The following is an 18226-nucleotide window of genomic DNA, read 5'->3' on the forward strand; positions in this document are numbered from 1 at the left end:
GGTCATTCTACCGCATTTTAGGCGTCCGGACTACTCCGCGGCGACCTTCTCGGCTTCCGCCAGCGTCACCGAGACCAGCTGGCTGACGCCCCGCTCGGCCATTGTGACGCCGAACAGGCGGTGCATGCGGCTCATGGTCAGCGCGTGGTGGGTGATCACCAGGAAGCGCGTGTCGGTGAGGCGGGTCATCTCGTCGAGCAGGTTGCAGAAGCGCTCGACATTGGCGTCGTCGAGCGGCGCGTCGACCTCGTCCAGCACGCAGACCGGCGCCGGGTTCACAAGGAACACGGCGAAGATCAGCGCCATCGCGGTCAGCGCCTGCTCGCCGCCCGAGAGCAGGGCGAGGGATTGCAGCCGCTTGCCCGGCGGGCGGGCGAAGATCTCGAGGCCGGCTTCCAGCGGGTCTTCCGACTCGGTCAGCGTGAGCTTGGCTTCGCCGCCTTCGAACAGCTTGCCGAACAGGGTCTGGAAATTGGCGTTCACCTTCTCGAAGGAGGCGAGCAGGCGCTCGCGGCCTTCCTTGTTGAGGCTGGTGATGCCGCGGCGCAGCCGCTCGATCGCGCCGACCAGGTCGTCGCGGTCGGTGGTGAGGGTCAGCAGGCGCGCCTCGTGCTCGGCCGCTTCTTCCTCGGCGCGCAGGTTCACGCCGCCGAGCTGCTCGCGCTCCTGCTTGAGCTTCTCGACACGCTTGTCGGCCTGCTCGATGGGCGGCAGCTCTTCGCCCTCCTTGATCTCGGCACGCTCGGGCAGGTCTTCCGGCGTCGCTTCGAGCTCGTCGCGGATGCGGTCGCGCAGCTCGGTGATCCGCCCGGTCGCCGCTTCCAGCAGCGCCTGGGTGCGGGCGCGTTCCTCGCGCGCGGCACTGAGCGCCGCATCGGCGGCCTTGGCCGTCTTGTCGGCGTCGGCGAGCAGGGTCTCCGCCGTCGCGCGCGCATCGGCGGCCTGCTGGCGCGCGGTGTCGGCTTCGGCGATGGCATCAAGCAGCGCGCCGCGCTTCTGCGCGATCTGTTCGGGCACCGCCTCGGCGGCGGCAAGCTCGACGCTCAAGGCTTCGTGGCGGCCTTCCAGCTCTTCGATATGCGCGGTGGCGGCGGCGCGGCGCTCTTCCCAGCGGGTGCGCTCGTCGGCGATGGCGACGAGGCGGCGGGCGCGGGCCTCGCCTTCGCGCTTGAGGCCGTCGAGCGTGGCGCGCGCTTCGGAATAGGCGGTGCGCGCCTCGGCGGTGCGGGCGCGGGCGGTGGCGCCGTCATTGGTGAGGGCCACGCCGTCGCCGAGCTGTTCGAGCTCGGCTTCGGCGCCGCGGCGCGACTCGTTGGCGGCATCGACGCTCAGCGCCAGGCGGCGGATCTCGGCCTCGAGCGAAGCGAGCTGCGAGGCGCGTTCGGCGGCGGCACGGGCCGCCTTGGTCGCGAAATCCTGCGCGGCGATCAGGGCCTGGCTGGTGTTGCGCTGCTCGGTCTCGGCGGCGCGTTCGGATTCGCGGGCGGCGAGGGCGGCATCCTTGGCGGCGGTCCAGGTCGCGAAGACCTCGGCGCGCTGGGCCTTGGCGGTCTCGATCTCGCTGTCGAGCGCGGCGAGGCGGTTCTTCTGCGACAGGCGGATCGCGGCGGGCGAGGGCGCGTCGGCGGAGGCGGAATAGCCGTCCCAACGCCACAGATCGCCGCGCGGCGAGACCAGGCGCTGGCCGGGCTTCAGCGACGGCTGCAGCAGCTTGCCCTGGTCGGGGAAGACGATGCCGGTCATGGAGAGGCGGCGCGCGAGGGCGGCGGGCGCCTGGACGAAATCGGCGAGGGGGCGGGCGCCTTCGGGCAGCGGTGCGCTTTCGTCGAAGGCGCCGAGATCGCGCCAGTGATGCGGCGAGGCTTCGTCGAGCGGCGCTTCGAGATCGTCGCCCAGCGCGGCGGCGAGCGCGGCTTCGTAGCCGGGCTGCACCGTGATCGCATCGACCAGCGGCGGGAAGAGATCGTGGCCGTCGGGACGCAGCAGGTCGCCGAGCGCCTTGGCCTCGGCGGAGAGACGCTGCCATTCGCGCTCCGCCGCTTCGAGCGGTGTGCGCGTCTCGGATTCCTGGCGCTGTGCTTCGGACAGTGCGTCACGCGCGGCCGCTGCGGCCGTGCGAGCGGTTTCGGTGAGCGCGCGGGCGCGTTCGGCGGCCTCTTCGGCCTCGCGCACGTCGGGCGCCTGGGCGGCGGCTTCCATCGCGGTGTTGAGGCGGGCTTGCGCCTGATCGAGCTGCGCGGCGCTGGTCTCGGCAAGGGCGGCGGCGAGCTGGCGCGAGCGCTCGGCGCTGGTCTTGCGCGCGTTCCAATCGGCGAGCTCGGCGGTGAGACGCTCTAGCGTGCGTTCGGCTTCGGCGCGGGCTTCGTTGAGGCTCGCGGCGAGCGCGTCGGCTTCGGCCAGCTCGTCGGTCGAGCGCGCGATGGCGGCCTCGAGACCCTCGGCCTCTTCGCCCAGCGTGGCGAGCGCGGCCTGGGCGTCGTTGTCGAGGGCGCGATCGCGCGCGATGTCCTGCTCGGTCTGGCCGATGCGCTGGCGCAGGCGCTGCGCGGTCTCGCGGGCGCGGGCCTCCTCGGCATCGAGTTGCTCGCGCGCAACAGTCAGACGATGCAGCGCGGCGTTGCGGGCGGCTTCGGCCTCGCGCAGCGGCGGCACTTCGCTGGCGGCATTGGCCTGCACGGTCGAGGCCTCGGCAGCCAGCGCGGTGCAGCTTTCGACCGCGGCGAGGGCCGCGGCGAGCTCTTCCTCCGCCGCGCGCAGCCGGAGTTCGGCGGCGGTCCAGCGCAGGTGGTGCGCCAGCGCCTCGGCTTTGCGGATGTGGCCGGAGAGGTTGCGGTAGCGCGAGGCCTGCCGCGCCTGGCGCTTGAGGCTGGCGAGCTGGCCTTCGACTTCGTGGATCACATCCTCGAGCCGGCTCATATTGGCCTCGGCGGCGCGCAGCCGCAGCTCCGCTTCGTGGCGGCGCTGATGCAGGCCGGAGATGCCGGCGGCTTCTTCGAGGATGGCGCGGCGCGCCAGCGGCTTCTGGCTGATCAGCAGGCCGATCTGGCCCTGGCGCACGAAGGCGGTGGAGCTCGCGCCCGACGACGCGTCGGCGAAGAACAGCTGCACGTCCTTCTGGCGCACGTCGCGGCCGTTGATGCGATAGACCGAGCCCGCTTCGCGCTCGATGCGGCGGCTCACTTCGATCGTGTCGTACTCATTCCACGCGCCGGTGGCGTTGCGTTCGGTGTTGTCGACGAACAGCGTGACCTCGGCCATGTTGCGGGCCGGACGGCCGCCGGAGCCGGCGAAGATCACGTCGTCCATCTCGCCGCCGCGCAGCGACGAGGGGCGCGTCTCGCCCATCACCCAGCGCAGCGCGTCGAACAGGTTCGACTTGCCGCAGCCATTGGGCCCGACCACAGAGGTCAGGCCGGGTTCGATGAAGAGCTCGGTCGGCTCGACGAAGGACTTGAAACCGGAAAGCCTGAGCCTGGTGAACTTCAACTGGGATGCGCCGTCCTACGCTGATGGCTGGCGCTACTTCTTCGCCAGCAGTGAATCCAACTTCGCCTTCACGTCCGCCCAGGGCGCGCCGGGAGTCTGAACTTCGCCGTTGATGACGAAGGTCGGCGTGCCGCTGATACCGAACCGCGTCTGGGCCTCCTGTGCGACGGCCATGACCCGGGCATTCTTGTCCTTGTCCTTCATGCACGCTTCGGCCTGGTCGCCGCTCATGCCCGCGATACGGGCCTGGGCCACGAGTCCGGCCTCGGGGTCGGTGATTCCGTACTCCGGGTCCCAGTTCTTCTGATTCCGGTAGAGCTGGTCAATGAATGCGAAATAGTTATCCGCAGGCAAACAGCGGGCGAGCGACTCGGCCGCGATGTCCTGCTGGCCGATCGGGAAGACGCGGAAGATGTAAAACACCTTGCCGGTGTCGATATAGCGGGCTTTCAGCTCGGGAATGCCCTCTTCGTTGAAGCGCGCGCAGTGCGGGCACATCGGTGCGGCATATTCGATGGCGACGATGGGGGCCTTGGGATTGCCCAGCGTGCGCTCGTCCGCGGCCAGGGCGTTGGCGCCGGGCGCGCTGGCGGTCGGCGAGATGTCGGCGGTCGGGCTGTTCATGACGTACCAGGCCGCGCCGCCCAGAATCACGAGGGCGACGACAAGAATGCCGAGAAGAAGCTGATTGCGACTCACTGGAAGTCTCCGCGTCTGAAGCGCCTTGCTTTTGGCAGAGGCGGGGCTTGGGTTCAATCGGGCGTGGAACCGCGCCGGCGGGCCAGATTGAGCAGGGCCTCGCCCAATCGGGGCGGGCCGGCCCAGCGGCGGGCGGGATCGCTGGCGGGCGGCTCGGCCGGCGTGGGGCGCTTGGGCGGCGGCGGCAACTTCATCGCCAGGGGGCCTTGGACGAAGCGCAGCTTGGCGACCGCGACGCGGCCGAGATAGGCGTTGATCCGGGCGCACAGCGCGCGGCTGTCATGCTGCAGGAAGAGCGCGGCGGCGGGCTCCGCCTTGAGGGTGAGGATGCCGCCGGCGGGGCCTTCGCTCAGCTTGATGGGACGGGCGAGACGCGCGGTCTCCGGCCCGGCGATCTCGGTCCAGCGCAGCACCAAAGTCGGATCTGTGAAGCCGTGGCGCGCGAAGATGCTGCGCGCCGCGAGCGTCGCGTCGCCGCCGACTTCGCCGGCGCGGCCGCGGCGCTGCGGCGGCGCATCGGCGTCACCCTGTTGTCTGTTGCTCGGCGGTTGCGCCATGGTGGCAGTATGCCCGCCACGACCACGAAGAAGCAAAAGACAAAGCACGTCGACGCACAGCAATTGCTCGCCTGGTACGACCGCCATCGCCGCACGCTGCCTTGGCGCGCCCCGGCCGGGCGCAAGGCGGATCCCTATCATGTGTGGCTCAGCGAGATCATGCTGCAGCAGACCACGGTGCAGGCGGTCGGCGCGTATTACGTCAAGTTCCTCAAGGCCTGGCCGACGGTGACGGCACTGGCGGCGGCGTCGCAGGACGACGTCCTGACCGCCTGGGCGGGGCTCGGCTATTATGCCCGGGCGCGCAACCTGCACGCCGCGGCGAAAGTCGTGGCGGGCGAGATGGCGGGGCGCTTTCCGCAGACCTATGACGGCCTGCGCGCGCTGCCCGGCGTTGGCGATTATACGGCGGGCGCGATCGCGGCGATCGCTTTCGACCTGCCGCATGCCGCGATGGATGCCAATGCCGAGCGCGTCATCGCGCGGGTGTTCGCGATCGACGAGCCCTTGCCGAAATCGAAACCCGCGATGCGGATGGCGTTGCAGGCGCTGGTGCCGGCGACGCGGGCGGGGGATTTCGCCCAGGCGCTGATGGATCTGGGCTCGGCGATCTGTTCGCCCAAGCGGCCGTCCTGCGAGCGCTGCCCGTGGGCACAAGGCTGCGAGGCGCGGCGGCGCGGCATTCAGGAGGCACTGCCGGTCAAGGCCGCGAAGATGGTGCGGCCGCTGAAGCGCGGTGCGGCGTTCGTGGCGCGCGATGCACAGGGCGCGGTGCTGCTGGTCAAGCGGCCGGAGAAGGGCCTGCTCGGCAACATGATGCAGCCCCCGCTGGGGCCGTGGGGCGAGGACTTTCCCACGACGGCAGAGGCGCGGAGCCAGGCGCCGTTCGACGCCGAGTGGAGAAAACGCACCGGCATCGTGACGCACGGCTTCACGCATTTCGAACTGGAGATCGAAGTGTATGTGGCGGAGATCGCTGGTTCTCCGCTGTCATCCCCGGCGAGCCGCGCGTCAGCGCGGCGAGGGAAGGGGACCCAGGCCACCAAATCTGAGCGGTCTTTGACGCCTGGGTCCCCTTCCCCTCGCAATGCTCCGCATTGCTCGGCCGGGGATGACAGCGGTGTTTGGGTCGCAGATCTCGCGACTGTCGCACTGCCGACGGTCATGAAGAAGATCGTCGCGCATGCCTTCCCGGATGACGGCCCGCTCTTCGCCTCAGGATACCGTCGCGCGTAGCTGCTGGCGCAGATAGTCGATCGGGATCAGCTTGCCGCCCGCCTCGTACTGCCAGAACGTCCAGCCATTGCAGGCGTCGAGGCCCTGCACATGCGCACCCATCTGGTGGATCGAGCCGGTGGCGTCGGCGGTGACCAGCGTGCCGTCGGCGCGGACCTTGGCCTTGTGACGCTTCTGCGTGCCTTGCAGCACGGTGCCGGGCGGCAGCAGGCCGCGCTCGACCACCCAGCCGAACGGGATGCGTGGCTCGGAGCGCTTGGAGCGCGTGACCTCGATGGCGTCGTCCGGCGCCCTTGTGACGGCGGCGATGCGATCGCGCGCGACTTTCGCGTAGGTCTTGTCGCGCTCCAGGCCGATGAAATGGCGGCCGAGCCGCTTGGCGACGGCGCCCGTGGTGCCGGAGCCGAAGAACGGGTCGAGCACGACGTCGCCGGGCTTGGTCGACGACACGATCACCCGATGCAGCAGCGACTCGGGCTTCTGGGTCGAATGCGCCTTGCTGCCGTCGGCGCCCTTGATGCGCTCATGCCCGGCGCAGATCGGCAGGTTCCAGTCCGAGCGCATCTGCAGCTCGTCGTTCAGCGCCTTCATCGCTTCGTAGTTGAAGGTGTATTGCTGCTTCGGGTTCTTGGTCGCCCAGATCAGCGTCTCATGCGCGTTGGTGAAGCGGCGGCCGCGGAAATTCGGCATCGGGTTGGTCTTGCGCCACACCACGTCGTTGAGGATCCAGAAGCCCAGGTCCTGCAGGATCGCGCCGACCCGGAAGATGTTGTGGTAGGAGCCGATCACCCACAGCGCGCCGGTGTCCTTCATCACCCGGCGGGCCTCGGTCAGCCAGGCGCGCGTGAAGCGGTCGTATTCGGCGAAGCTGGAGAACTGGTCCCATGCGTCGTCGACGGCGTCGACCTTGGACTGGTCGGGGCGGCGCAGCTCGTTCTTGAGCTGGAGGTTGTAGGGCGGGTCGGCGAAGACGAGGTCGGCGACGCCGTCCGGCAGCGCCCGCATGCTCTCCACGCAGTCGCCTTCGATCACCCGGTCCAATTCGAAATGCGCCATGTGCCCCACCGCTTGTCCACAGAAGGACGCACAGTGATTCGGGCCTGAGTCGCCGTCAAGAGTCCGAATTGAATCAGGGCGTTATCGTAGAGTCCTGAGGATTCCCACCGTACAAGATGTTGTGCACAGGGGCGAAACTGCGCCGGTGGTGGTGGCACGGGCCGTGGCGATTGAGCGCGGAAAGATGCTCCGGCGTGCCGTAGCCCTTGTTCTTGAGCCAGCCGTAATGGGGATGGGCCTCATGCAGCGCGACCATCATCCGGTCGCGGGTGACCTTGGCGATGATCGAGGCGGCGGCGATGGAGACCGATTTGGCGTCGCCCTCGACGATGGTATCGCAGGGGCAGGGCAGCGCGGGTGCATCATTGCCGTCGACCAGCGCGAAGGCCGGCGCGAAGCTCAGCGCCCGCACCGCGCGCGCCATCGCCTGGTGCGTCGCCTGGCGGATGTTGATGAGGTCGATCTCGTCGACCGTCGCCTCGCCGACCCCGACCGCGATCGCGCTGAAGGTGATGTGGGCGTAGAGCGCCTCGCGCGTCTCGGCATCGAGCTGCTTGGAATCGTTGAGGCCCTTCGGCACTTTCTTGCGGTCGAGGATCACCGCCGCCGCCACGACGGGACCGGCCAGCGGGCCGCGGCCGGCTTCGTCCACCCCGGCGACGAGGCCGGTGACGATCCGCTTCAGCACGCGCGACTCGTAGATGTAGTGCGGCATGGCCGGACCTTAGCAAACCGATTCGGGCCGAAAAGCGAACGGATCGAGTTATGCACCGATGCGGCGGGTCAGGAAACCGTCTGGTCGAACCACAGCGGCACGCCGTAATCGATGGTCAGCTCCTCGCCCGCCACGATGTCGCGCAGGGCGCGGACCGCGATCTCCTCGGCGGCGTAACGGTGGTCGAAGGTCACGTTGGGCGCGGCGGAATGGTTGTAGAGGCTCAGATAGCCCAGCCCGATGGCGCAATCCTTTTGCGGGCCGAGGCCGCCCTCGACGTCCTCGCCCCAGGCGAGGCTGTAGCTGTCGAGGCCGGGGCATTCGGAATCCTTGAGCGCCAGCGGCAGGACGGGCGAGGTCTCGACGATCTCGCCGGCCGCGATGGCGGCGCGCGCGACGACGCCGCGGCCTTTGCCGGGAAAGCGGACCCAGGCGATCTTGTCCATGGGATGTCCTTGCACTTGCTAGTGTGTGCTTCTTCCTATCGCGTGCCGCATCTCTTTGACAGTATTTGCCAGCTCCCAGCGACCGTGTGACATTCGCCAAGCGCAGGCTGCTGCTCGAATGTGTATTGGCCCTAACGCAGACAGAGGCCTGAGGTTGTCCAGATCGTCGAGACATGCCTTGGCGACGAGATCACGGCGGACCAAGCGGGCGACGATCGTGCCGCCGTCGTGGCGCAGTATTTTGCTCGCAGCGGCACTGCTCGCGCCAGCAGGGTTGCTCGCTGTCTGGATGTTTGTGTCGGGTGCGCCGCGCGACCCACCTTGTGCAGCGGAGCTGCGCCGCGTTTGGGGCATTGGTCGCCATGACAGCGGCCTAACCTGGGGACGACTAGAGACGTGCATCCAGTACGAGCATGCACGTGCGCACCATTGATCAGTTCGGCCTTTGTGTCACTCCCGCGCCGCCTGCAGCACCGCGAAGGACAGCAGCAGGGTCAGGAGCGTGAGCGCCGCGGGCAGGGCGATGGAGGCCGAGCGCGCCGCGAGCGGCGCGAAGACGCAGGCGAGGCCGACCAGCGCGAACAGGATCCCCACCGTGATCCAGGCGAGGATGCGCGCCGGGCGGGCCTGGTCGTGCGCGATGCGCTCCATCAGCACGACGGAGAAGCTGCCGGCATCGCGCTCGGGCAGTGGCGCGGCGAGCAGGGCATCGAGTTCGCTGTCGGTCATCGTCATGACGGATCTCCCAGGGTCGCTTTGAGTTTCTCGCGGCCGCGCAGCACATGCGATTTGAGCGTGCCGAGCGGCATGTCGAGCGCCTGCGCCGCCTCGGTGTTCGAGAGGCCGAGCGCGAAGCACAGGGTCAGCGCCGCGCTCTCCGGCGCCGAGAGTCTCGCGAAGGCGCGTTCCAGATCGATGCGGGCGAGGGCGGCGCCTTCGCCGCTCGGTGCTTCGCCGTGCCAGTCGCCGAGCGGCGCGTCCTGGCGCTTGCGTGCATGCATCAGGAAGCGCGAATAGGCGATGCGGTAGAGCCAGGTCGAGAAGGCGCTGTCGCCGCGAAAATTGCCGAGCCCGCGCCAGGCTTCGAGGAAGGTCTCCTGCGCCAAATCGTCGGCCAGCGCGTGGTTGCCGCGGGTCAGCCGCAGCAGCAGGCCGCGCACCTTGGACTGATGGCCGCGCGCAAGCTGGCTGAAGGCGGCGACGTCCTTCGCCGCCGCGCGTCCGACCAGCGCGCTGTCATCCATTGCGGGTTACGCCAAGGCGCGCCTCCGTCTCAGACCGGCCGCCGGCGCTCGAACAGCGCCATCAGCAGCAGCGCGACGCCGATCATGATCGGGAACAGGGCCACCGAAGGCAGCCAGCCGGCATCGGGGATCGGGCCGGCGAACACCGATTGGGCGGTCATCGCCCAGAGGAAGGTGCCCAGCGCCAGGCCGAGACAGAGCAGCACGATGCCGCCGCGCATCATCCCCACCGGGGCGCGGCGCAGGGCGCCGATGAGCAGCTCGGGCGGCACGGGCTGGCCCTTCTCGGCCAGGGTCTGCATCACGCGGTAGCGCGCGACGCGGACCTGGAAAACGAAATAGCCGTTCGCCACGACGACGATGCCGATGACGATCCAGAATGTGATGGCGATGGCGACGACCCCGGTGACCATGGACGATTCCCTTCTTTTTCCGCCCGCGGGCGGTGTTCGAGGGGATTAGATGCGCGCGGAGTCGCGAACGGATGCAAGCGCCTCCAGCAGGCGGGGCGGCCGGACATGTGCAGGCCCTTCCGGAGGAAAAGCCCCAACCCAACAGGCTCCCCCCGACCAGGGTCGGTATTCGACGAAAGCCGATAAACGCGCGTCATATCCCCCGTACGGGCAAGCAAAAGGCGCGGCCGCCTCAGCGCGCCGCGCGGCTCGCGTTGGGGGCATCGAACAGGCTGAGCTGGTCGCCGGTCTTGGGCGGCTTGCGGAATTTCGCCGTGGTCAGCGAGCGCACCTCCTGGTTCAGGCCGATGCGCTTGACCGCCATGTGGAAGCGGCGCCCGATCATCTCGGCATAGGGGCCGGTGCCCTTCATGCGGGTGTTCCAATTGGCGTCGTAGTCCTTGCCGCCGCGCATCGAGCGGATCAGCGACATGACGTGCTTGGCGCTGTCGGGCCGGTTGGCCTCCAGCCATTCGCGGAACAGATCCTTGATCTCCAGCGGCAGGCGCAGCAGCACATAGCCGGCGCTGCGCGCGCCCTTGTCGTGCGCCGCTGCCAGCACCGCTTCCATCTCGCTGTCGTTCAGGGCCGGGATCACCGGCGCGAACATCACCGCGGTGGGGATGCCGGCCTCCGACAGGCCCTTGATCGCGTCGAGGCGGCGCTGCGGCGTGCCGGCCCGCGGCTCCATCACCCGCGCCAAGCCGCGGTCGAGCGTGGTGACCGACAGCGCGACCTTGGCGAGGCCGTCGCGCGCCATCTCCGACAGGATGTCGACGTCGCGCAGCACCAGCGGCGACTTGGTCACGATCCCGACCGGATGGCGGAAATCGCGCAGCACTTCGAGCACCGAGCGCATGATGCGCATCTTCTTCTCGATCGGCTGATAGGGATCGGTGTTGGTGCCGATGGCGATCACCTTGGGGACATAGCCCGGCGCCGACAATTCCCGCGCCAGAAGCTCGGCCGCATTGGGCTTGGCGAACAGCCGGGATTCGAAATCGGCGCCGGGCGACATGCCGAGATAGGCATGGGTCGGCCGTGCGAAGCAGTAGATGCAGCCATGCTCGCAGCCGCGATAGGGATTGATCGACTGGTCGAAGGAGATGTCCGGCGATTTGTTGCGCGCGATGATGCTGCGGCTGGCGTCGCGGATGACCTCGGTGCGCAGGGGCGGCGGCGCCCCGTCCTCGGCCCGCCAGCCATCGTCCCATCCGTCGTCGACGAGAACGCGCGCCTGAGTCTCATAGCGCCCCACCGCATTGGAAAGCGCCCCCCGGCCCCGAAGGAGCCGCCTGTCAGCCGTGATGTCTAGGACCGTCGTCATGGTGATAAGAATATAGTGCGCGATATAGAACAAAGCAAGTACAAATTTGATCGATAGCCGCGGCCTGCGTGCTATTGCGTACACAGCGGAACCGACGTGCTATGGTGCGGCGCGGTGGGCGTCGCGGCCCGTGCGGGCCGGGCGCAGACCGAGACGTTCGACGGGGATGGCTTTCGCTTCGCGAGCCTCCGGTCTTCTAGAAAGGGGTGGCCATGGCTGCCCAATCGCCTGATACGGCCGTTGCCCTCAACCTCGCCCTGGCGGTCGTGGCGGCCTCCGCTGCGCCGGTCCTGCTGCTCGACGGCGACCTCAAGATTGTCGCGGCCAGTGCCTCTTTCTGCGCGGCCTTTCACGTCGATCCGGCGGTCGCAACCGGACATACCGTGGCGGAGCTGGGCGCCGGCGAATGGGGCATGCCGCAGCTGACGTCCTTGCTGACCGCGACCGCAATGGGCTTTGCCGCCATCGACGGATACGAGATGGACCTGGTGCGCGACGACCATGAAACCCGGCGCCTCGTCCTGAGCGCCACCAAACTCAGCTATGCCGGCGACGGCGAGGTCCGGATCGTGCTGTCGGTCTCGGACGTGACGGATGCGCGCATCGCCGAGCGGCTCAAGGAGGACCTGCTGCGCGAAAAGGACGTGCTGCTCAAGGAGCTCCATCACCGGGTCGCCAACAGTCTCCAGATCATCGCCAGCGTGCTGATGCAGAGCGCCCGCAAGGTGCAGTCGGAGGAGACGCGAAGCCATCTCTACGACGCCCATCAAAGGGTGATGTCGGTGGCGGCGCTGCAGCAGCAGCTCGCGGCCTCGCGGCTGGGCGATGTCGAGCTGCGTCCCTATTTCAAGGCATTGTGCGCCAGCATCGGCGCCTCGATGATCCCCGATCACAGCCGTCTCGCGCTGCTGGTTACCTCGGACGACAGCATCACCACCGCCGACACCTCGGTCAGCCTGGGCCTCATCGTCACCGAGCTGGTGATCAACGCGCTCAAACACGCCTTTCCCGGCAATCGCGACGGACAGATCCTGGTCGACTATCATGCGCGCGGGCCCAATTGGACGCTGTCGGTCGCCGACAACGGTATCGGCATGCCCGAGAATCCCGAGAGCGCGAAGCCCGGCCTGGGCACAAGCATCGTCCAGGCGCTGGCCAAGCAGCTCAGTGCGCATGTCGGCATCGCCGATGCGAAGCCCGGGACCAAGGTGTCGATCGTGCACAGCTATGTCCCCGTGCTGGTCGGGCAGTCCGCGTCGCGGTCGCTCTGACCGTCTGGGGTCCGGACTCGATTGAATGGAAAAAAGGTCGTCATGGGCGCCTCAAGGACGCCCATGACGGCAGGGGATCAAGGCTCCGATCGAGTCCAGACCCTACGGCGCGAACAGCGCGAGCAGAGGCTTGTCGTCGCGATCCACGGGGCGCGCCAATTCTTCCAGCACCTTGCGGGCCCAGCGGATCGCGTCCTGCCGAGAATAGTGATCGTCCCTGGTGTGCCGCCCGAGATCGCGGCGATCGGTCTTGTCGTCGCTCGCGATGTAGCGGCAGCCGCCGCGGACGACCGTGCGCTTCAGGTCGGCGACGAAGCGCTCATAGATCGCGGGATCGACGAACAGGTCGCCGGGCTGCGGCGGGCCGACCCAGATGCAGGCGCTGCCCAGCGCCCGGATCGCCGCCATCAGGCGGTCGGCGTCGCGCAGCTTCTCCGCGCGGTTGCCGATGATCATGTTGAGTCCGAGGACGAGGAGCGTGACGCGGCGTTCGGCGCCGAGCTCGTCATAGAGCCGGGCCAGCGGCGGGATGCTGCCGCCCATGAAATGGCGGCATGCGGACAGCGCGCGGCCGTCGTCGCAGGCCCAGGCGCCGCAATCGATGCGGGCGTAGTCGCGGCTGGTCCAGTCGTTCGCGCCGGCGCCGCATTTGGCGAAGATGCTCACCTTGAGCGGCGCGCCCGACACCGGATCGCGCAGCGCGCGCAAGGCGTCGTACAGCGTGCCGCCGAACGGGCCTTCGCTGTTGGAATCGCCCAGGATCAGGATGCCCGCGCGCCCCTGCGTGCCGGCGGATGCGTCGCCGAGCAGACCGGCGGCGAAGGCGAGACCGAACAGGATGCGAAGCGCGAGCCATCCTCCCCGCCGTCCAGGGAGGCCCGCCACTAGGTCAATTCCTTCGCCGCTTTGCGCTTCGCCGCCAGCGGATGCATCACGCCGGCGCCGGCCGGCCAGACGCCGGGGGCTTCCTTTACATGGCGGCAGAGCGCCTGGGCATGCGGCGACAGGGTCTCCCAAATCTCGTGCGGCATCGACTTCCAGTACTGCGCGGGATCGACCCAGGGCGCGTGGTATTCGACATTCGGCATGGCGCGGATCTCGCGCGACAGGTTCGGCGTCGCGCCGTGCCAGGCCCGGTTGTCGCGGAACACGCCCGCGCCCGCCTTGGCGCCGACCAGGGTGGAGAGCCGCATCCATTCCGGCTCGTCCGCCAGCAGCGGCGGCTTGGGCACCCGGCCATGGGTGCCGGGGATCTGGCGGATCGGGCCGTTCTCCCAGGTGAAATCGCTCATCAGGAAGTTGATCGTCACATGCGGCGGGGTGCGCTCGAGGATCAGGCTCGCCGCGGCGGGATCGAGTTCATCCGTACCCGGAATTTTGTCGAGACGGATGCCGACCCGCGCCGCCTGTTCGCGGCGCGCCGGCGTGATCTGGAAGCTGTCGCGGGTGTCGGCATGCAGGCCCTGATACTCGATCGCACCGGGCAGGCAGAGGTCGCCGCCCGCGCCGCGCACGAAGTAGTCCGCGGTGCCGAAGATCTTCGTCAGGATCGGCGTCGTGGTCGGCAGGTCGATCATCGCCGCCCAGACCGGATCGTGCAGCAGCTCCCGGCTCGCCGAGGCCGTGCCGTAGGAATAGCGGTGGGGCAGGCGCCCGGTCTCGGTGATGTATTTGCGCGTCCCCTCGCCCTTGTTCTGGAGGATCAGCCCGAGCACGCGGGCCGAAGCCTCGCGCCAGACGGCCAGGCGCGCCGGATCGAGCAGATTGTTCACGACGACGAAGCCGTCGCGAAAGAAGATGCGGGCGGCGCGCTCGACCTCATGCGGCTCGACGATCTCGACGCCGCGCAGGCCATTGTGCTGCCGCAGATGGGCGCGCAGGGCCTGGACGTCCGGGTGGTCGTAGGCGCGTCCGCCGGGCGCGCGGGGGTCGACGCGGCCGGAACCCAGTTCGGGAACGTAGGGCGCCCCATCGTCGTCGGTGGTCTCGTTCGGCGGCGTGGCCGCGCACCAGCCGGTCGGGCTTTCGCCATAGACCTTCAGATCGTCGAGTTCGCCCATTGCATCCGCCCCCAGATGTAAGTCCCGTAATATTCTTTGCCGCCAACCCGTGCGACAGGAAAGTTTTTGTCGCCGCCGCCCGGACCGGTCATAGTTGGCGCATGATAAGCGTCGTCATTCCGACACTCAATTCGCAAAGCGCGCTGCCGCGCTGCTTCGACAGCCTGATCGGCGCCACGGTGCGCGGGCTGGTGAAGGAGGTGGTGGTCGCCGATGGCGGCTCGAACGACGACACGCTGGTGATCGCGGACGCTGCCGGCTGCCATATCGCGCGGGCGGACAGCGGGCGCGCGGCTTGCTTCGCGGCCGGTGCCGCGCTGGCGCGGGGCGAGTGGCTTCTGTTCCTGCTGCCGGGAACGGCGCTCGAAGCGGGCTGGGAGAACGAGGCGGACTCGTTCATGGGCGCGGCAACCTTGGAGCGGCCGCGCGCCGCCGTCTTCGGCTTCGCGCTCGACGATTTCGAAGCCGCGGCCCGGCGGCGCGAGGCGATGGTGGCGTGGCGCTCGCGGTTGTTCGCGCTGCCTTATGCGGATCAGGGTCTGCTCATTCCGCGGCGGCTCTACCAGAAGCTGGGCGGCCATCGCCCCATCGCGATGGAAGACGCCGACCTGGTGCGCCGCATCGGCCGCGCGCGGCTGGTGCAGCTGCGCGCCAAGGCCGTCAACACGCCGGAGCGCGCGGAGAAGCGCCGCGGCGCATTGGTCGCGATGCTGCATGCGTTGCGCGTCCCCAGCTCGGTGGTCGCGAAGATCGGCTAGCGCCGAGCCATCCGTATCTTGCCGCGGCCCACAACTTTTGGGATAATCCCGCCATGAACGATATCCGCGATATCTTCAAGCTGCCGCTGGCCGAGCGCATTCAACTGGTCGAAGACCTGTGGGATAGCATCGCGGCGGATTCGGAGGGTCCACCGCTCACAGAGGCGCAAGAGGCCGAATTGAATCGGCGCTTGGCCGAGCTCGAGGCAAATCCATCGGATGTGCTGGACTGGAATGACGTTCGCGCGCGACTTTGGTCGCGCGTAAAATGACGCGCGCGTTGAATTTCAAGCGCGAAGCAGAAATTGACATCCAAGACGCATTCGACTGGTATGAGACGCGTTCCGACGGGCTCGGCACGGAGTTTTTGCGCGCCGTCGACGCGGCTCTCGGCAACATCGTGCGGAATCCCCTTGGCTACCAAATCCGGTTGGGATCCATTCGCCGCGCACCCTTGCGCAGATTTCCCTATGGCATGTTTTTTGTCGTTAGAGACGAGGACATTGTGATCACGGCGTGCCTGCACAGCAGCCGCGACCCGGCGCACTGGCAAAGGCGCAGCTAGCGCTTGTGCTCTTCCAGCCGCGGCAGGATCTCGACGAAGTTGCAGGGCTTGTGGCGGATGTCGAGCTGGGATTTCAGGATGCCGTCCCAGCCGTCCTTCACGGCGCCGGGCGAGCCGGGCAGGGCGAAGAGGTAGGTGCCGCCCGCGACGCCCGCACAGGCGCGGGATTGGACGGTCGAGGTGCCGATCTTGGCGTAGCTGATCTGATGGAAGATCGCGGCAAAGCCGTCGATCTCTTTTTCGAACACCGATTTGAAGGCCTCGACCGTCACGTCGCGCCCGGTGAGGCCCGTGCCGCCGGTGGAGATCACGACGTCGATCTGCCGGTCGGCGATCCAGTCGCGCAGCTGCGCGGCAATCAGCGCCTGGTCGTCCTTCACGATGAGGCGCGCCGCGAGGACGTGGTTCGCGTCATGGATGCGCGCGGCAAGCGTGTCGCCGGATTTGTCGTCGGCCAGGCTGCGGGTGTCCGACACGGTCATGATCGCGATGCGGACCGGGACGAAGGCGATGCTCTCGTCAATACCGGGCATCGCTCACCACGGTGCTCGCAGCGGGCTGCTGGTCGGCGGGCACCGCCGGCGGACGCGGCGCGGGCGGCTGGGCCGGGGCGCGATAGGTCGGCCAGTTGCCGGCCGCCGTCATGTCGAGGCTCGGCGTCGGCTGGCCGAGGCGGCGGCTGTAGAGCCAGTGATACATCAGCAGGCGCTTGACGTAATAGCGGGTCTCGCTGATCCGGATGCTCTCGATGAAGACCAGCGGATCGTCTTCCTTCCCGGCCCTGGCATTGATCCAGCCGGCGACGCGCATCGGGCCGGCATTGTAGGCGGCCGGCACCTGGACGAGATTTCCGCCGTAGGAATCGAGCAGATAGGCGATGTAGCGCTGGCCGATGGACATGTTGTAGGTCGGATCGTGCAGCGCCGAGACCGCGCCATTGCCGCCGAACTTCGTCGCCGTGTAGGGCATGAGCTGCATCAGGCCATGCGCGCCCGCCGGCGATACCGCATCGGCGACGAACCGGCTCTCGCAGCGGATGAAGGCGAGCACCAGCGAGGGATCGATGGTGTAGCCGCCATCGGGCTTGTAGCCCGGCACCGGGAACAGGCCGGTGAGCAGGATGCCGCGTCCCGCGGCGGTCTCGCTGGCCCGCAGCTCGATGTTCGGCACGTTCATGCGGCGGGCCAATGCCGCATAGCCCATGTCGCGGCTCCCGTCGCTGTCGCCGAAGGCGCGGTTGAGTTCGCCGGCGATGGAGGCGCGCTCCTCGCCGACCTGCGCCAGCGCCACGGCGCGATGGGCCGCCGGCACCGCCATGATCGCGGCGAAATCGGCTGCGGTGAGGACCGGATCGCGGAAGCCGTTCTGGGTGTCCTGGCCCAGCAGGCGTTCGGCGAGGATGCCGTAGAAGGTCGGCTCCTCCCGCGCCGCGGCGGTGAGCAGCGTCACCACGCGCTGCGGGTCGCCGTAGCGCAGATGCGCCCGGGCCGCCCAGAACGCGGCCTGGCTGCGCAGATAGTTCGGCACGCTGCCGGCCTGCGCCAGGGTCTCTAGACGCGCGCCGGCGTCTTCGTAATTGCCGAGACGATAGGCGGCGAAGCCCGCATACCAGTCGAGCGTCGGAACGCTCTGGCGCGCCGCGCCCTGCACGCTCATCGCGGTGTCATACGCCGCCTGGTCCTCGCCCTCGGCGAGATAGGAGGCGGCGACGCGCTGGGTGAGGCGCGCGACATCGTAGGCCGGGGCGCCATTGGCGATCGCGTCGCGCAGCGTTGCGGCCGCCTGCTCGGGCTGGTCGGCCTTGATGAAGCGCTCGATCTGCGCCTGCGCGATGCGCCCGACATCGGAGCCGAGCCCGGGATCGGACGCGTCATGCTCTTCATAGCCGCCGCCGCGGCGGCGCGCCGGGCCGGTAGGGACCGGCACGCTGGCCGTCATCACGGCGACGACGACGTGATGACGCTTGTGCACCTTCTTGGTCGCGCGCTGCACGGCGAGGCGATAGACGCGGTCGGCGATCGGTAGGTCGGCGTATTGATGCATCCAGTCGACCAGCTCGGCGAGCGTGGCATGGCCGTGCGGCGAGAGATAATGCTCGGCCAGCACATAGCCCTCCAGCGACGGGTCCTGGACCTTGGCGAAGAGATCGCGTGCATCGTCGAAACGGCCGTCGCGCTCGGCGTCGAAGATCCGGCGGTAGAGCGAGACGTCGGCGGACGACAGGATCTCCATCGGCACCGACGCCGCGGCGCCGCTGTCGGCGGGCAGCGGAAGTTCCGCCCGCGCGACACCGCACACGGCAACGGCGGCGAGGGCCAGGGTCGTCCAGGTCGCAAAACGCATATTACTATCCT

At 68.6% G+C, this 18226-nt stretch carries 19 protein-coding genes; 5 read left to right on the forward strand and 14 right to left on the reverse strand.

The features are described 5' to 3' along the window. Positions 1-30: 30 nt before the first annotated feature. Genes smc through WDM91_02960 form a run of 3 tightly spaced genes read right to left on the reverse strand, consistent with a single transcriptional unit; the run spans position 31 to position 4742 of the window. Entirely contained in the window at positions 31-3486 is a 3456-nt protein-coding gene (gene smc / locus WDM91_02950; protein MEI9993528.1) for a chromosome segregation protein SMC, read from the reverse strand. A gap of 33 nt (positions 3487-3519) precedes the next feature. Further along, positions 3520-4185, reverse strand: a complete 666-nt coding sequence (locus WDM91_02955; protein ID MEI9993529.1) for a DsbA family protein — start codon at positions 4183-4185, stop codon at positions 3520-3522. 53 nt (positions 4186-4238) lie between these two features. After that, the gene (locus tag WDM91_02960; protein ID MEI9993530.1) at positions 4239-4742 is read right to left on the reverse strand and encodes a DUF721 domain-containing protein; all 504 of its coding nucleotides are present in this window, start codon (positions 4740-4742) and stop codon (positions 4239-4241) included. Between the two features lie 9 nt (positions 4743-4751). Between WDM91_02960 and mutY the strand changes: the two genes are divergently transcribed. After that, entirely contained in the window at positions 4752-5978 is a 1227-nt protein-coding gene (mutY, locus tag WDM91_02965) for an A/G-specific adenine glycosylase (GenBank protein ID MEI9993531.1), read from the forward strand. On the opposite strand, the gene WDM91_02970 is transcribed toward mutY, so the two are convergent. From WDM91_02970 to WDM91_03000, 7 genes are all read right to left on the reverse strand, one after another. Next, on the reverse strand, positions 5958-7034 hold the full coding sequence (locus tag WDM91_02970) for a site-specific DNA-methyltransferase (protein ID MEI9993532.1): 1077 nt from the start codon (positions 7032-7034) through the stop codon (positions 5958-5960). The two genes, mutY and WDM91_02970, sit on opposite strands and share 21 nt — an antisense overlap. A 73-nt stretch (positions 7035-7107) precedes the next feature. Further along, positions 7108-7749 (reverse strand): ribonuclease HII, encoded by a 642-nt coding sequence (locus WDM91_02975; GenBank protein MEI9993533.1) that lies wholly within the window; start codon positions 7747-7749, stop codon positions 7108-7110. A 68-nt stretch (positions 7750-7817) separates the two neighbouring features. Then, positions 7818-8195 (reverse strand): SET domain-containing protein-lysine N-methyltransferase, encoded by a 378-nt coding sequence (locus tag WDM91_02980; protein MEI9993534.1) that lies wholly within the window; start codon positions 8193-8195, stop codon positions 7818-7820. A gap of 450 nt (positions 8196-8645) precedes the next feature. After that, positions 8646-8930: a hypothetical protein gene (locus WDM91_02985; protein MEI9993535.1), complete on the reverse strand. Its 285-nt coding sequence runs from the start codon at positions 8928-8930 to the stop codon at positions 8646-8648. Beyond that, complete coding sequence (locus tag WDM91_02990; protein MEI9993536.1) at positions 8927-9439, reverse strand: sigma-70 family RNA polymerase sigma factor; 513 nt, start codon at positions 9437-9439, stop codon at positions 8927-8929. The genes WDM91_02985 and WDM91_02990 overlap by 4 nt, the downstream gene beginning before the upstream one ends. Before the next feature lie 29 nt (positions 9440-9468). After that, on the reverse strand, positions 9469-9852 hold the full coding sequence (locus WDM91_02995) for a DUF6249 domain-containing protein (GenBank protein MEI9993537.1): 384 nt from the start codon (positions 9850-9852) through the stop codon (positions 9469-9471). A gap of 232 nt (positions 9853-10084) precedes the next feature. Next, positions 10085-11218, reverse strand: coding sequence for a PA0069 family radical SAM protein (locus tag WDM91_03000; GenBank protein MEI9993538.1), 1134 nt, complete (start codon positions 11216-11218; stop codon positions 10085-10087). Between the two features lie 212 nt (positions 11219-11430). On the opposite strand from WDM91_03000, the gene WDM91_03005 reads away from it, so the two are divergent. Beyond that, a complete protein-coding gene (locus tag WDM91_03005) occupies positions 11431-12489 on the forward strand; it encodes a sensor histidine kinase (protein ID MEI9993539.1) in 1059 nt (352 codons plus the stop codon). Positions 12490-12591: 102 nt separating this feature from the next. Here the strand turns inward: WDM91_03005 and WDM91_03010 are convergent, their stop codons facing one another. Both WDM91_03010 and WDM91_03015 read right to left on the reverse strand, forming a co-directional pair. Then, the gene (locus tag WDM91_03010) at positions 12592-13374 is read right to left on the reverse strand and encodes a hypothetical protein (protein MEI9993540.1); all 783 of its coding nucleotides are present in this window, start codon (positions 13372-13374) and stop codon (positions 12592-12594) included. Continuing rightward, positions 13374-14549, reverse strand: a complete 1176-nt coding sequence (locus tag WDM91_03015) for a phytanoyl-CoA dioxygenase family protein (GenBank protein ID MEI9993541.1) — start codon at positions 14547-14549, stop codon at positions 13374-13376. The genes WDM91_03010 and WDM91_03015 overlap by 1 nt, the downstream gene beginning before the upstream one ends. 101 nt (positions 14550-14650) lie before the next feature. Between WDM91_03015 and WDM91_03020 the strand changes: the two genes are divergently transcribed. Genes WDM91_03020 through WDM91_03030 form a run of 3 tightly spaced genes read left to right on the forward strand, consistent with a single transcriptional unit; the run spans position 14651 to position 15872 of the window. Further along, positions 14651-15307 (forward strand): glycosyltransferase, encoded by a 657-nt coding sequence (locus WDM91_03020; GenBank protein ID MEI9993542.1) that lies wholly within the window; start codon positions 14651-14653, stop codon positions 15305-15307. Positions 15308-15360: 53 nt separating this feature from the next. Continuing rightward, positions 15361-15579, forward strand: a complete 219-nt coding sequence (locus tag WDM91_03025) for an addiction module protein (GenBank protein MEI9993543.1) — start codon at positions 15361-15363, stop codon at positions 15577-15579. Continuing rightward, positions 15576-15872, forward strand: coding sequence for a type II toxin-antitoxin system RelE/ParE family toxin (locus tag WDM91_03030; GenBank protein MEI9993544.1), 297 nt, complete (start codon positions 15576-15578; stop codon positions 15870-15872). The genes WDM91_03025 and WDM91_03030 overlap by 4 nt, the downstream gene beginning before the upstream one ends. On the opposite strand, the gene moaB is transcribed toward WDM91_03030, so the two are convergent. Both moaB and WDM91_03040 read right to left on the reverse strand, forming a co-directional pair. Then, positions 15869-16405 (reverse strand): molybdenum cofactor biosynthesis protein B, encoded by a 537-nt coding sequence (gene moaB, locus WDM91_03035; GenBank protein MEI9993545.1) that lies wholly within the window; start codon positions 16403-16405, stop codon positions 15869-15871. The genes WDM91_03030 and moaB overlap by 4 nt on opposite strands. Continuing rightward, the gene (locus WDM91_03040; protein ID MEI9993546.1) at positions 16392-18215 is read right to left on the reverse strand and encodes a lytic transglycosylase domain-containing protein; all 1824 of its coding nucleotides are present in this window, start codon (positions 18213-18215) and stop codon (positions 16392-16394) included. Before WDM91_03040 ends, moaB begins: the two co-directional genes overlap by 14 nt. Positions 18216-18226: the final 11 nt, after the last annotated feature.

Origin of the sequence: Rhizomicrobium sp., assembly GCA_037200385.1 — a bacterium.
In the GTDB taxonomy this organism is placed as follows: Bacteria; Pseudomonadota; Alphaproteobacteria; order Micropepsales; family Micropepsaceae; genus Rhizomicrobium.